Annotated in this window: 10 protein-coding genes; 7 read left to right on the top strand and 3 right to left on the bottom strand. The window is 74.5% G+C overall.

Going from position 1 to position 14,294, the window contains the following annotated elements; translation table 11 throughout:
• Window positions 1-37 precede the first annotated feature (37 nt).
• Window positions 38-922, top strand: a complete 885-nt coding sequence (locus ACW9J6_RS20940; RefSeq protein WP_457118446.1) for a LysR substrate-binding domain-containing protein — start codon at window positions 38-40, stop codon at window positions 920-922.
• Between the two features lie 30 nt (window positions 923-952).
• On the opposite strand, the gene ACW9J6_RS20935 is transcribed toward ACW9J6_RS20940, so the two are convergent.
• Window positions 953-2,020 carry a polysaccharide deacetylase family protein gene (locus tag ACW9J6_RS20935; protein WP_457118445.1) on the bottom strand — a complete coding sequence of 356 codons (1,068 nt, stop codon included), beginning with the start codon at window positions 2,018-2,020 and terminating at the stop codon, window positions 953-955.
• A gap of 184 nt (window positions 2,021-2,204) precedes the next feature.
• Here ACW9J6_RS20935 and ACW9J6_RS20930 point away from each other — a divergent pair, with 184 nt between their 5' ends.
• The 5 genes from ACW9J6_RS20930 to ACW9J6_RS20910 all read left to right on the top strand — a co-directional run bounded on the left by ACW9J6_RS20930 (window position 2,205) and on the right by ACW9J6_RS20910 (window position 7,998).
• Complete coding sequence (locus tag ACW9J6_RS20930; RefSeq protein WP_457118444.1) at window positions 2,205-3,413, top strand: GNAT family N-acetyltransferase; 1,209 nt, start codon at window positions 2,205-2,207, stop codon at window positions 3,411-3,413.
• A gap of 207 nt (window positions 3,414-3,620) precedes the next feature.
• Complete coding sequence (locus tag ACW9J6_RS20925) at window positions 3,621-4,703, top strand: glycosyltransferase (protein ID WP_457118443.1); 1,083 nt, start codon at window positions 3,621-3,623, stop codon at window positions 4,701-4,703.
• Window positions 4,704-4,838: 135 nt separating this feature from the next.
• The gene (locus ACW9J6_RS20920; RefSeq protein ID WP_457118442.1) at window positions 4,839-6,119 is read left to right on the top strand and encodes a glycosyltransferase; all 1,281 of its coding nucleotides are present in this window, start codon (window positions 4,839-4,841) and stop codon (window positions 6,117-6,119) included.
• Entirely contained in the window at window positions 6,116-7,330 is a 1,215-nt protein-coding gene (locus ACW9J6_RS20915; protein WP_457118441.1) for a glycosyltransferase family 4 protein, read from the top strand. Before ACW9J6_RS20920 ends, ACW9J6_RS20915 begins: the two co-directional genes overlap by 4 nt.
• Before the next feature lie 452 nt (window positions 7,331-7,782).
• On the top strand, window positions 7,783-7,998 hold the full coding sequence (locus ACW9J6_RS20910) for a hypothetical protein (RefSeq protein WP_457118440.1): 216 nt from the start codon (window positions 7,783-7,785) through the stop codon (window positions 7,996-7,998).
• A 165-nt stretch (window positions 7,999-8,163) separates the two neighbouring features.
• Here the strand turns inward: ACW9J6_RS20910 and ACW9J6_RS20905 are convergent, their stop codons facing one another.
• Window positions 8,164-9,597, bottom strand: coding sequence for a lipopolysaccharide biosynthesis protein (locus ACW9J6_RS20905; RefSeq protein WP_457118439.1), 1,434 nt, complete (start codon window positions 9,595-9,597; stop codon window positions 8,164-8,166).
• A gap of 35 nt (window positions 9,598-9,632) precedes the next feature.
• Window positions 9,633-11,132: a GumC family protein gene (locus tag ACW9J6_RS20900; RefSeq protein WP_457118438.1), complete on the bottom strand. Its 1,500-nt coding sequence runs from the start codon at window positions 11,130-11,132 to the stop codon at window positions 9,633-9,635.
• A 370-nt stretch (window positions 11,133-11,502) separates the two neighbouring features.
• On the opposite strand from ACW9J6_RS20900, the gene ACW9J6_RS20895 reads away from it, so the two are divergent.
• A partial coding sequence (locus tag ACW9J6_RS20895) for an autotransporter-associated beta strand repeat-containing protein (RefSeq protein WP_457118437.1) occupies window positions 11,503-14,294 on the top strand: 2,792 nt, incomplete at its 3' end.

Genomic DNA, 14,294 nt, shown 5'->3' with positions numbered 1-14,294 from the left:
AAGAAAACTCACACCGGCCGCCCCCGGGAGGAGCCCCATGCCGCTGTCCCGCCTGCCGCTCAACGCGCTCAGGGCCTTCGACGTCACCGCCCGCCTCGGGAGCATGAGCGCGGCGGCGGCCGAGCTCGGCGTCACGCACGGCGCCGTGAGCCGTCACGTCCGGGCGCTGGAGGCGCAGTTCGGCCTGCCGCTCCTGGAGCGGCTCCCCCGCGCGGTAACCCTGACCCAGGAGGGCGCCCAGCTCGCCGCCAGCCTCGGCGAGGCCTTCGACCAGATCCAGCTCGCGATCTCGCGCGTGCAGCCCGGGCCGCTCACCCTGTCGTGCTCGGCCACCGTCATGATGTACTGGCTGATCCCGCGGCTGGAGGCGTTCAAGCAGCGCAACCCGACCATCGAGCTGCGCCTCAACATCAGCTACGGCGAGGTCGACTTCATCCGCGACGAGATCAGCGTAGCGATCCGCAACAGCATGTACCGCCCGCCGCCGACCGCCCGGGCGCGGCGGCTGATCGTCGAGGAGATCGGCCCGGTCTGCCACCCCGACTACGCGGCCCGCCTCGGGCTCGCCGGGACGGAGGATCTGGCGCGGGCGCGCATCCTCGCGACGGCGACGCGGCCGAACGCCTGGGCGGAGTGGGGGGAGGCGGTCGGCCGGCCGGACCTCGGCATCATCCCGCAGGAGATCTACGGGCACTTCTACCTCGTGATCCAGGCGGCGGCCTGCGGGTTGGGGCTCGCGCTGGCGCCGCGCCTGCTCGTCGACTCCGAGATCCGCGCCGGGCACCTCGTGGCGCCCTTCGGCTTCACCCCCGGCCCGCACCGCCTGGACCTGTGGATCGCCGAGCACCTCCAGGCGCGGGCGGACCTGCGGTGCCTCGTCGACTGGCTCGAGGCCGAGATGCGCCGCTCGGCCGAGCCGTGACCGCGCGGCGGACCCGGCCCGCCCGGACGGTCAGGCGGCAGCCGCGGCGGGGACGGCCCGGTCGCTCCCCATGTGGCTGACCGGCGCTCCGAGCCGGGATTCCACGGCGCGGTAGAACCCCCGGACCTTGCAGGCGAGGCTCGCGGCGGTCTCGTCGCCCGACAGGACTTCCCGGGGCAGGGCGTGGAGGTGGTCGAGATGCGCCGGGAACAGCGCCCCGTGCCGGGTCGTGACGGCGGTGGCGAAGCCGAGGTCGCGGGCGAGCCGCGCCTCCCGCGCGCCGCAGGCCCGGGCATTCCCGAACGGGTAGGCGAGGTGGCGGACCGGGCGGTCGATCACGCCCTCCAGGAAGGCGCGGTTGTCCGCGAGGTCCGCCCGCACCTCCGCCTCGGAGGCCGGCGCGAAGGCGATGTGCCGCGTGCCGTGCGCCCCGATCGTCACGAGCGGGTGCCCGGCGAGGCGGCGCAGGCCGTCGCGGTCGAGCCCCTCCCGGCGCAGCAGCGCCGCGGGCGACGAGCCCGCCGCGTCGAGCAGGTGCCGCAGGCCGGGCAGCAGGCCGTAATCGGCGTGGATCCGGCGCTCGATGGTCAGGAACGCGGCGGTCTTGGACGCCGCGTCCGGGCAGGCGAAGGGCGCCGCGAAGCCCGGGATCGCGATCCGGTCCCGGTGGCGCAGCAGGTCGGCCAGTTCGAGCCACCACGCCTCCATGGCGCCCGTGATCATCCCGGTGGCCACGTAGACCGTGAAGGGCGCGCCGTGCCGCTCCATCACCGGCAGGGCGTGGGTGAGGTTGTCGGCGAAACCGTCGTCGAACGTGAAGGCGGCGAAGCGGCCCGGGACCCGGTCGCGCAGGCGCCGCACCGCCTCGTCCAGGCCGACCAGGGCGATGCCGTCCGCCCGCAGGGCGCGCAGGGCGCGGTCGAGCCGCGAGACCGGGCAGCGCAGGCTCCGGTCCGGGTGGAAGGCGTCGTCCGGCACCACGCTGTGCAGCATGAACACCGTGCCGCAGCCGCCGTAGCGCCGGCCCAGGAGGGCCGCCAGCCCGCTGCGATGTGCGAGAATCGGCAATCCGGCCTTGAGCAGTTCTCGTGTGGACATTCCCGCCCGTCCCGCGACGACACGGCTTTCGGCCTCGCTGCTTGAATACAGCAAGATCGACCGGCGCGCCAAAACCTTCGTTCGAGCAGGGTAAACTACGCAGGGGTGTGCGAAGGCTCTCGATGGCGACCCAGGATGGGATCGTTTCCGGCCGACGCGGCTCCATCTTGGGGGGAGGGCAGCGGTGCGGGGGCGGGTCTTGGTGATCGACGACATCCGGGTGCGGCCCCCCGACGGGGCGGAGGCCGGTGCCCTGCCCTGGCGGATCCGCGCCTACGCTTCCCTGCCCGAGGCCGAGCCGGCTTGGCGCCGCGCCGTGGCGGCCGGCGGCTGCAGCGTGTTCCAGACCTACGAGTGGCTGTCGGCGTGGTGGGAGACGCTCGGGGCGCGGGCGGGCACGCGCCCCTGCATCGTCCACGTCACGGCCCGGGACGGGACCGACCTCCTGCTGCTGCCGCTCGGGATCCGCCGCCGGGCCGGCCTGCGGGTGCTCGAATTCCTGGGCGGCGATCGCGCGGACTACGCCATGCCGGTGGTCGCCCCGGCCGCCTCGTGGGAGCCGGCGCGCGTCGCGCTCCTGTGGGCCGGGATCCTGGAGGCCCTGCCGCCCGTCGACCTCGTGCGCCTGCAGCGCATGCCCCGCCGCCTCGACGGCGTCGAGAACCCGCTCGCGCAGCTCCCCGGCCTGCGGCCGGACCCCCTCGGCGCCAGCGGGGCGGCGCTGCCCTCCACCTTCGAGGCCTTCGCGAAGGCGCGCAGCACCCAGTTCTTCGCCCAGAACCGCCGCCTCGCGCGCCGCCTCGCGGAGACCGGGCCGGTCCGGCTGACCTTCGCGGAGAGCGAGGCGGAGCGCCTCGCGGTGACCCGCTTCGTCATCGCCCAGAAGGCCCGCTGGCAGCGGGAGTCGGGCCTGCGCGACACCTTCGCGCGCGGGGAGGTGGCGTCCTTCTACGAGCGCGTGACCCGGACGGCCTTCCGCGAGGGCGGGATCGGGGCGGCCGGGCTGTGGGTCGGCGGCGACCTCGTCGCCGGGCTGTGGGGCGCGGAGTTCCGCGGCCGCTACGTCTACCTGGTCTCCAGCTACCGCCCGGACTGGAGCCGGTTCGCCGTCGGCCGCCTGCTCACCGAGGGGGTGATCCGCGCCCTCATCGCCCGGGGCGACCTGCACACCTACGACCTCACGGTCGGCGACGAGGGCTACAAGGCGAGCTGGGCGGATCACGCGCTGCCGCTCCTGGCGCTCGTCGCCGGGCGCACCCGCCGCGGGCGGCTCGCCGCGGCCTTCCTGGCGGCCGTCCCGGCCCTCCGGGCGAGCGGCCCCGCCCGCCGCGCCCTCGCGCTGCTCCGGCGCACCCGCCGGGTCGTCCGGCGCCGGACGCAGAGGGCGGGGTGACGGCGGGGCCGCCCGCCCCGGAGACCGGCCCGATCCGCGATACAGGAATTTGATCCTAATGACGGCAGCGCGCCGCGTCGCGCGCTCGGCTGGCGCCCGGCTTGCGCTGGACTCGGCACGGCGTCCCTGCCTGTGCCGCTCCGGAACGAAATCCTTTCCGGAACGGGACAGCGGGGCGCCGGACCGGGATTCCGACCGGAGTGGATCGTGGACCAGCCGAGCGTCAGCATCGTCATCAAGGCCCTGAACGAGGAGGGTCGCATCGCCATGGCGGTCGAGAGCGCGCTCGCGGCGCTCGACGGCCTCGACGGCGAGGTCATCCTCGCCGACAGCGCCTCCACCGACCGGACGGTGGCGATCGCCGCCCGCTACCCGATCCGCGTGGTGACCCTGGCCCGCGCCGCCGACCGCTCCTGCGGGGCGGGGGGACAGCTCGGCTACCAGTACAGCCGCGGCGATCACGTCCTGATCCTCGACGGCGACATGCGGCTCGATCCGGGCTTCGTGCGCGCCGCCCTGGCGGCGCTGGCCGACGACCCGCGGCTGGCGGGCGTGGGCGGGCTGATCCGCGAGCGGGCCATGGACAACGTCGAGTTCGAGGCCCGCGAGCAGCGCGGCGAGCCCGACCGCCTCCCCGGCATGGTCACCCGCCTGGATTGCGGCGGCCTCTACCGGCGGGCGGCGCTCGAGTCGGTCGGCTGGTTCACCGACCGCAACCTCCACGGCAGCGAGGAGCTCGAACTCGGCGCCCGGCTCCACGCCGCCGGCTGGACGCTGATGCGGATCGACCATCCGGGGATCGACCATTACGGCCATTCCGACGGCGATTACCGGCTGCTGGCGCGGCGCCTCGCCAACAAGACCGCCTTCGCCAGCGGCGAGGTCTTCCGCGCCGCCCTCGGCCGCCCGCATTTCCGGCTGGTCTGCCGCAACAACGTGATCTTCCGCCTCTGCGCGGTGGTCCACCTGTGGTGGGCGGCCCTCTTCGGCGTCCCGCTTCTGACCCGGGGCGCCCTGGCGGTCCCCGAGATGGCGGCGGTCCTCGCCTTCCCGTTCTGCGCCATGGCGCTGAAGTGGCGCTCGCTGCGCTACGGGTTCTACGCGGTCTCCGCCTGGAACGTCTACACGCTGGGCTTCTGGCTCGGGCTGGTGCGCTCCCGGGTGCCGCCCGGCGCCTGGATCGACAGCCGGGTGATCGCCGAGGGCGACCGCCCCCGCGCCTCCGGCCCGTCCCCCGCGCCGCGCCCGCGCTCGGCCCTCCTTCCCGGCAGCACCCCGATCCAGGGCTAGGCGCGCGGGCGCGGCGGGACCGACCCCCCTCACCCTCCCGGCCCTGTCCGTCGCCGCAGGCGGCGGTCCCGGGGCCAAGATGATCGCCGCGGTCGTCGGGCTTTGTCTGCAACGTTACGCAAACTTGGTGCGCCGATGTCAGTCAATCTCAAGTCATCTCCGCCGGGTCGGCTCCTGTCGATCAACAACTACTTCTACCCGCGCGGCGGGGCCGAGGTGGTGTTCCTGGAGCAGAACCGGCTGATGGAGGCGATCGGCTGGGAGGTGGTGCCGTTCGCGATGCGCCACCCGAACAACCAGCCGACCCCGTGGGACGCCTACTTCCCGGACGAGATCGAGTTCGGGCGCGGCTACGGCCCGGCGCGCACGCTCATCAATGCGGGCCGGGTCCTGTACTCGTTCCAGGCGCGCGACCGGCTCTCGGCGCTGCTCGACCGGGTCCGGCCGGACGTGGCGCACGCCCACAACGTGTACCACCACCTCTCCCCGGCGATCCTGCCGCTCCTGCGCGCGCGGGGCATCCCGGTCGTGATGAGCGTGCACGACCTGAAGCTCGGCTGTCCGGCCTACACGATGATGCGCGACGGGCGCCCCTGCGCGTCCTGCCGGGGCGGGCGGTTCCACAACGCCGTGCGCCACCGCTGCCTCAAGGGCTCGCTCGCCGTCTCGGGGCTCGTCGCCCTGGAGAGCGCGCTGCACCGCTGGCTGGGGCTCTACGCGGACAACGTCGACCGGTTCGCGGTGCCGAGCCGCTTCGTCATCGACACCCTGGTGGAGTGGGGCTGGCCGCGCGAGCGCTTCGTCCACGTGCCGAACTTCGTCGAGGCGCGGCGCTTCCGGCCGGACGCGCCGATCGGCGAGCGCTTCGTCTATTGCGGCCGGCTCGACCGCTCGAAGGGCGTCGAGACCCTGGTGCGGGCGGCCGCCCGCGCCCGCCAGCCCCTGGCGCTCGCCGGCCGCGGCCCCGACGAGGCGAACCTGCGCGCGGTGGCGGCCGAGACGGGCGCCGACGTGACGTTCCTCGGCCACCTCGACGCGGGGGCGCTCGCGGCGGTCCTCGAAGGGGCGCGGGCGGTGGTCCTGCCCTCCGAGGTCAACGAGAACGCCCCGATGGCGGTGCTGGAGGCCTACGCGGCCGGCCGCCCCGTCATCGCGAGCCGCATCGCCGGCATCCCCGAACTGGTGCGCGAGGGCGAGACCGGGCGGCTGGTCCCGCCCGGCGACGTCGCGGCGCTCGCCGAGGCGCTCGCCGCCTTCGCGGCGATGCCCGCGCGGCGGCTCGCGGACCTCGGCAGCGCCGGCCGCGCCTGGGTGGCGCGGGACTTCACGCCGGAGGCGTACCGCGCCCGGCTCCTCGACCTCTACGCCACGCTGGGCGCCGGCCGGGCCGCGCCGAACCGGGAGCGCGCCGCATGACTCAGGCCGTCGGAAACGTCACGCTCCGGCAGGCGGACGAGGCCGCCGCCGCGGCCGAGGTCGCGCCCGGGCGCCCCATGCGGGTGACCATGCTCGGCCTGCGCGGCTTCCCGGGCGTGCAGGGCGGGGTCGAGAACCACGTCCAGAACCTCGCCCTGGAACTCGTCACCCTCGGCTGCTCGGTCGAGGTGATCGTGCGCTCCTCCTACATGCCGGACGGGCCGGACGCGCCCGGGCCGGTCTGGCGGGGGATCCGGCTCGTGCGCCTGTGGGCGCCGCGGGTGATGGGCGTCGAGGCCTTCCTGCACACCCTGCTCGGGGTGATGCGGGCGGTCGCGACCCGGCCCGACGTGATCCACATCCACGCGATCGGCCCGGCCCTGTTCGCGCCGCTGGTGCGGCTGGCGGGGCTCAAGGTCGTCGTCACCCATCACGGGCCGAACTACGAGAACGAGAAGTGGGGGGCCTTCGGGCGCTCCCTGCTGCGGTTCGGCGAGCGGGTCGGCATGCGCCTGTCCCACGCGCGGATCGCGGTCTCGGCCTCCCTCGCCGAGCGCATGCAGCAGAGCCACCGGGTGGCGGTGGCGGCGATCCCCAACGGCATCCCGGCGCCGCGCCCGGCCTCGCCCGCCCCGGCCCTGCCGGTCGGGCTGGTTGCGGGCCGCTACGTGCTCTGCGTCGCGCGGATCGACCAGCAGAAGCGGCAACTCGACCTGATCGCCGCCTGGGAGCGGGCCCGGCCGGGGCCGGGCTGGATGCTCGCGCTGGCGGGGGCCGCGGACTACAACGCGGAATACGCGCAGGAGGCCGCGCAGGCCGCCGCGCGGGTGCCGGGCGTCGCCCTGCTCGGGCGCCAGGACCCGGCCGTGCTCGCCGACCTCTACCACCACGCCGCCGCCTTCGTGCTGCCCTCCGGGCACGAGGGCCAGCCGATCGCCGTGCTGGAGGCGATCAGCTACGGCTGCCCGCTGATCCTGAGCGACATCCCGCCCCACCGGGAGGTGGCGCCGGACGGGACGCGCTTCTGCGCGCCGGGCGACGTGGCGGCGCTGGCGGGCCACCTGGCGGAGGTCGTGGCCGAGGACAGGGGGGCGCCCCCGCGCCTCGACGACGCCACCCGCGCCCGCGTCGCCGCCCTCCACGACTGGGCCGAGATCGCCCGCCGCACGCTCACCGCCTACCGGGGGGCGCTCGGGGGCGGGGGGCGGTGAGGGGCGGCCCGCGCCTCCGGCCGCGGGCCGCCACGCCCGCCGGAGCCGGGCTCCTGCCCCTTCTACCCGGCCTGGGCCGCCGCGACCGCGTCGAACGGACCGGGGAGCGCTTCATCGCGCCGTGCCGCGGATCACGGGCCGAGCGCGCCCTCGACCGCGGGCCTCACCTCCGATCGGTCAAGCCGGGCGCCGAGCGGGGCGCATCCCCCGCGGTGTCGTGTGCCGGCAAATAATTATCACGCTCGATTGGCAATGATCGGCTTCTGATTTCGCACTATCGTTCCCGCTTGTCGGAACCCTATTGCGGATTGTACTGCGGAAGGTCTCGCCCTGATCGCCTGATCTCCTAGTTCTTCTGCGCCTGCCGACCGCTTCGTGACTTCGTGTCGCGGAGCGCTCGGTTGGGAGCGGCCGGGCCCGGCGTGGTCCGGCACAGGAAGGGAGAGAGAACCATGGCCAATCATCAGGGTGCCGAGCACCACAAGAAGGCGGCCGAGCATCACGAGCACGCGGCCCGTCATCATCACGAGGCAGCCAAGCACCACGAGGCGGGCAACCACGAGAAGGCGGCGCATCACGCCCACACCGCCCACGGGCACGCGACCCACGCCGCTCATCACCACACCGAGGCGAGCCGGCACCACGCCGAGCAGCACGGCCAGCACTGACACGACAGGGCGGCGCCCGATCGCACCCCGCTCGGGCGCCGCTCCGGAGCTGGTTTTGGCCGCATGGGCTCGACGAACCGGTATCCGCTCCGTCGCACGAGGCCCGGTCCGTTCGATGCGAGAGGGCAGGGACCGCGCCGTTCCCGGCTCGGTGGCGGCTCCCCGTCACCCCGCGGGCATCCCCCGCCGCAGCACCGGCCCGGCATAGAGCGCCGCGATCCCGCCGAGCACCACCACGGCGAGCACCAGCGTCATCGCCGAACCCCGGGCCGCATCGAGGGCGAGCGCCGCGCCGCCGAGGGCCAGCGCGGCGGCGTCCCGCGGCCGGATCGTCGCCACGCCCGCCACCCGCCGGGCGCGGGACGCCACGATCGGGTTGAACAGCAGCGCCGAGAGGATCATCGCGCCGGGCACCGCCGCGAGCCCCAGCACCGGCGCGAGCCAGGCGGGCAGGGCGACGAGGGTCAGGCAGGACGAGCCGGTGAGCAGCAGCAGCACGTTGGCCTGGCCGGCGATCAGCAGGAGCCGGTCCGAGGTGGCGTAGAACGCGGTGGTGAAGGAGGGGATCGCCAGCAGCGCCAGGAAGGTCGCCGCCCCCCCGTAGGGCCCGAAGAGCGGCAGGCCGAGCGGCGCGGCGAGCAGGATGCCCGCGATGGTGAGCGCCGTGCAGCCGACGACGAGGCGGCGGCAGGTCTCGGTGTCGCGCCCCAAAGCGGCCCGGTCCCCGCGCTCCAGCAGGGGCGCCGCCCGCGGCGCGAAGCTCTTGAGCAGGAAGAGCTGGAAGAAGGTGTAGAGGCCGGCGATCCGCGAGGCGACGGCGTAATCCGCCACCGTGCCGGACGGGAACAGGGCGCCCGCGACCAAGAGGTCGATGGCGCCGAGCTGGTTGGCGAGCAGCGTCGCCACCACGAACTTGCCGCCGTAGCCGAGATCCCAGCGGCTCCAGGCGCGCAGGCCCGCCACGTCCGTCCGCCACGCCCCGCGCGCCGCCCACAGCCAGGGCAGCAGGACCGAGAGGGTGAGGATCGGCGCCACCCCGTCGGCCCCGAACCCCGCGAGGGCGGCGAGCGGCAGCAGCAGCATCCGGGTGGCGCTCGGCGCCACGTCGCCGACCAGGATCGATTCGGAGATCCGCGAGCGGCCCTCCAGGGCGCCCGTGGAGACGATCAGCAGCGTGTTGAGGACCCCGAAGGGCGCGAGCAGCCGCAGCCACGCGGCGAGGCCGGGCTTGCCGACCGCCGCCGCCAGCGCCTCGGCGCCGAGCGCCCCGCCGAGCGCCAGGAGCCCCGCGAGCAGGAAGGCGAGGAGCAGCGAGAACCGGTGCAGCCGCACCTCGCCCGCCCGGTCCTCCGGGCGCCGGGAGACGTGGTAGAGGAGGACGAGCGAGCCGCCGACCCCCAGCGCCGTCGCGATCAGCCGGTAGGCCCCGAAGGCGATCATCATCTCGCCGAACTGGTCGCGCGACAGGATGCGGCCGAGCTGGACCAGCACCACGAATTGCGAGGCCAGCCCGAACAGCCGCGCCCCGGAGCCGAGGACCAGCGTGCGCAGGTAGGGGCCGACGCCCGCAGGCGCCGAAAGGGTCGAGACGCGGCTCATGTCACCTCGGCGGGAGGAGGGGGGACCGAACGGGATCAGCCGGATTGTCCGACCGTCGCCGTGCCGAACCGGTCCCGGCGCTCGACCGGGAGCGGCACCGGAGCCGGGCGGGACCGCCCGGCCGCCAGCACCGCCAGCCCCATCACTAGGGCGGCCGCGAGCCCGAGGCCGACCAGGAAGGCGGCCGGGAGCACCACCTTCGGCGAGGGCGGGAAGCTGCGCTGCTTGGGCGCCACGGCGTCCGACAGCACCCGCAGGTTGACGCTGCTCACCCGCTCCTGCTCGCCGGTCTCCCGGGCGCGCTTCAGCACGCTCTCGTAGACGGAGCGCCGCGCGTCCCGCTCCCGCTCCAGCTCCTGCAGCCCGACGCCGGCGCTGTCGTTGCTGATCATCTGGGCGCGGGCCTCGTTGAGCTGCCGGCGGATCGCCGCCTCGCTGGCGCTCGCCCGCTCGGCCTCCTTGCGGGTCCCGTCGACGATCCGCGCCTTCTCGATCTGGATGCGCTCGGCCACCGCCCGCTGCTGGGCGTAGAGGTCGGCCATGGCGGGGTGGCGCTGGCCGAGGCGGGTCCCGGTCTCGGCGATGCTGCGCGCCAGGGCCGCCGCCTGCTGGCGCAGCCCCTGCATCTCGGCCGATTGCAGCATCTCGGGCAGGGCGGTGCCGGCCGCGTCCTGCACCTTCATCCGCTCCGCCTGGGACAGGCGCGCATGCGCCTCCGCGGCGCGGATCGAGGCGGTGACGAGCTGCTGGTTGAGGTCCGCGAGCTGCTGATCGGTGAGCAGGCGCCCGCCCGAGGCGGTGAGCCGGTTGTCCCGGCGATAGGCGACGATCCGGCGGTCCGCCTCCTCGACACCCTGGCGCAGCACCTCCAGGCGCCCGGCCAGCGCGTCCGAGATGCGCTTGGCGGCGAGCTTGCGCGATTCCGACTCCTCCGCGAAATACGCGGCCCCGATGGCGTTGGCGATGTCCGCGGCCTTCTGCGGCGCGTCCGCCTTGGCCGAGACCTCGATGACGAAGGTGCGCTCCGGCCGGCGCACCTGCAGGGTCTGGCGCAGCGTGTCGGTCGCCGCCGTGACCGGGTCCGGCGCCTGCGCCGGCACGTCCATGCCGAGGAAGCGCTTCACCGCCAGGACGGTCGGGTTCGCGGAATCCGGCCGCACGAAGTACGGGTCGGCGTCGAGGTGCAGCCGCTCGACCACCCGCCGCAGCACCGCGTTCGACTGCACGACCCGCGCCTGGCTCTCCGCCACGGTGATGCCCGCATCCGCCTGCGGGGTGCGCATGGTGACCTCCCCGTCGAGGGTGCGCAGGTCGATCGGGTCGATCAGGATCTCGATCGCCGCGGTGTAGACCGGCTGCAGGAGCCGCAGGATCCCGAACCCCGCCGCCATCGCCAAACTCCCGGCGAGCAGGACGAGTCCCAGCCGCCGGCGCAGGGCGCCGAGCAGGAGCCCCGGCCGCAGGGACGGGGCCAGGGGGTCGGGCGGCGCCATCCGGACGGGCTGCGCGTGGGACGAAGTCTCAAAGTTGAACATCCGACGCAACTCCCCGCTCGCCCTCGCCGCCGATCCCCGTGCCGAATCGGGATGCCGGCCGTGCCGACACACCTCCCGTCGCAGCTCCGATGCCAGGTCCGGTCCGCCGCAATCCGCGGACCGGGTCCCGCGGGCCGTACGCCGCAGAGGCGCTGCGGGGCGGCGCGATGCTTCGCAGGCGCCACACTGTATTGCGCTTCGATTGCGCGCCGGGGCGACCGACCTTCATCCGATGGCGGCCGAGCTCGAATCGGTCTGACAGAACGTCATGCGAGATCTTCTTCGGTCGATCGCGCCGGAGGATCATCCAGGCTTCATACAGCCAAGCTAGGAGGCGGCCGCGACGCGGTTCGACGATGCGCGAGGGGCGATGATCAGGACATTCCATGCGGCGCTGCTGGCCGCGACGAGCCTCGTGCCGGCGGCGGCTCTGGCCCAGCCGGTGCCGACGGGGCCGGCCGTCGGTTTCGCGAACAGCACCACGGTGCCGCCCGGCACGGTTATCAACCGGGTCCTCGACAGCTACGCGGCGCTCTCGGCCGGCAGCCCGTCCGTGCTCCTGCAGAATTACCAGGCGGTCGTCGCCCTGACCCAGTCCCGCACTGACGCGCAGACGCTGGCGGCGATCCACGACGACCGCACGGCGCAGCCCTACAGCATCCTGAACGGCCTCGGGCCGCTGACCTCCGCCTACCTGACGGGGGCGGGGGCCTCCTTCAGCGGGGCCACCCCGGCGAGCCTGACGCCGACGCGCTACGTCGCGACCACGCTCGCGGATTACGCGGCCAGCATCAATGCCGGCAGCAATGCCAGCGCCGGCACCACGCGGTTCGGCAACGGCACGGCGACGCCGCTCGCGGCCGCGGTCGACTTCATCAACAATACGGTCCGGGCGAACGGCTCGACCGAGCCGCCCAAGCGCCTCTTCGCACGCGACCAGGGCACTGCCCCGGCCATCGACCCGCTCGATCCCCGCTTCAACAACTACAGCGCGACGACGAACCGGGCCGCCCTCTCGACCCGCGACACGGCCGCCTTCGTGGTGCCGTCCTACCTCCGGGCCTTCCCGGTCCCGGCCGCCTACGGCACGGTCGAGCAGTGGGTGCGGGGCTTCACCGTCACGCCCGCCATGGTGGCGGCCAATGGCGGCCAGCCGATCACGGTGCCGAATGTCGGCAGCTTCGATGCCGCCGGCACCTTCACGCCGGCCCGCTTCACCGTGGGCGACTACGTGCCGGGCATCGGCACCTCGCCGCGCCCCTACCGCGTCGCGACGGGCGTCGCCGTGCCGGACCTCCTGCGGCCCGTCATCAACAGCACCAACCCCTACGCGGACGGCGCCTTCCCGAGCGGGCACACGAATTCGGGCTACCTGCAGGCGCTCGGCGTCGCCTTCCTGGTGCCGCAGCGGGCGCAGGAGCTGCTCACCCGCGCCGCGGAACTGGGCCAGGACCGCATCCTCGCGGGCATGCACTCGCCCCTCGACGTGATGGGCGGCCGCATGGAGGCGACGGCGATCGCCGCCACCAACATCTACGCGGCCCTCTACGATGCCGCCGGCAACCGGCTCGACTGGACGAACCCGGCCAACGCCGCCGCCTACGCGGTCTACCAGGCCTACCGGCAGACGCAGGCCACTCTCGCCGCCTCCTGCGGGGCCAGCGACGTCGCCGCCTGCCTCACCGCCGCGAAGGCCGCGGGCACGGCCGACGCCTTCGGCGACGCGGCCCGCAACAAGGCGGACTTCACCGCGCGCCTGACCTACGGCTACCAGCCGGTCGGGGCCTCCGCCCCGATGACCGCCGCCGAGGTGCCGGTCCAGGCCTCGGTGCTGCTGCTCACGCGCTTCCCCTACCTGAGCGATGCCCAGCGCCGGGAGGTGCTGGCGAGCACCGGGCTCCCCTCGGGCTATCCGCTGCTCAGCGGCAACACCTATGACGGCTGGGGCCGCCTGAACCTCTACGCGGCCCAGGACGGCTACGGCGCCTTCAGCGGTCCCGTCACCGTCACCATGGACGCGGCGCAGGGCGGCGTCTCCGCCTCCGACACGTGGCGCAACGACATCGCGGGGGCGGGCTCCCTCACCAAGGCCGGCACCGGCACGCTCGTCCTCACCGGCACCAACACCTATGCGGGCGGCACCACGGTCGCGGGCGGCACGCTCGTCGGCCATGCCCAGGCCTTCGGGTCCGGCGCGATCACCGACAATGCCAGCCTCGTCCTCGACCAGGCCGCGGATGCCGAGATGGCGAACCCGATCGGCGGCACCGGCTCGCTGACCAAGCTCAATGCCGGCTCCCTCACCCTCACCGGCACCAGCACCTTGACGGGGCCCACCGCCGTGCTCGGCGGCCGGTTGGCGGTCAACGGCACGCTCGCCGGCTCGGTCGTTGCGGTCGGCTCCGGGGGCACGCTCGGCGGCACCGGCACGGTGGGCGGCGTCGTCGCCCAGAGCAGCGGCACCGTGGCGCCCGGCAACTCCATCGGCACCCTCAACGTCGCCGGGAACGTCTCCTTCGCGGCCGGCTCGACCTTCCAGGTCGAGACCAACGCCGCCGGACAGGCCGATCGCCTGGCCGCCACCGGCACCGCCACCCTGGCGGGCGGCACCGTCCAGGTGCTCGCCCAGAACGGCGCCTACAACCCGCGCACCCTCTACCCCATCCTCACCGCCAATGCGGGCGTGAGCGGCACCTTCGCGGGCGTCACCTCCAACCTCGCCTTCCTCACCCCCACCCTGCGCTACCAGGCGAGCGAGGTCGACCTCACCCTCACGCGCAACGACATCGCGTTCGCCACCATCGCCCGGACCCGCAACCAGGCCGCCGTCGCCACCGCCATCCAGGCCAGCGGCGCCGGCACGGCGATCTTCGACCGCACGGTCGGGCTGACCACGCCCGAGGCCATCACCGCCTTCCAGGCCACCACCGGCGACGTCCACGCCAGCTCGGTGTCGAGCGCCTACGAGACCGCCTTCTTCGTGCGCGAGGCGATCCTCGACCGCCTGCGCTGGGGCGGCTCGGGCCTGCGCGACTACGGCAGCCTGCCGGCCACCTACACGGCCGACCTGCCCGGCCGCGCGGCGCCGGTGGCGCCGGTGCCGGTGCGGGTGCTCGACCCGCAGGTCTTCGCGCTCTGGGGCCAGGGCTTCGGCGCCTTCGG

It is taken from the genome of Methylobacterium sp. JK268 (genome assembly GCF_054052225.1).
This window is presented reverse-complemented; position numbering and strand designations above follow the sequence as displayed.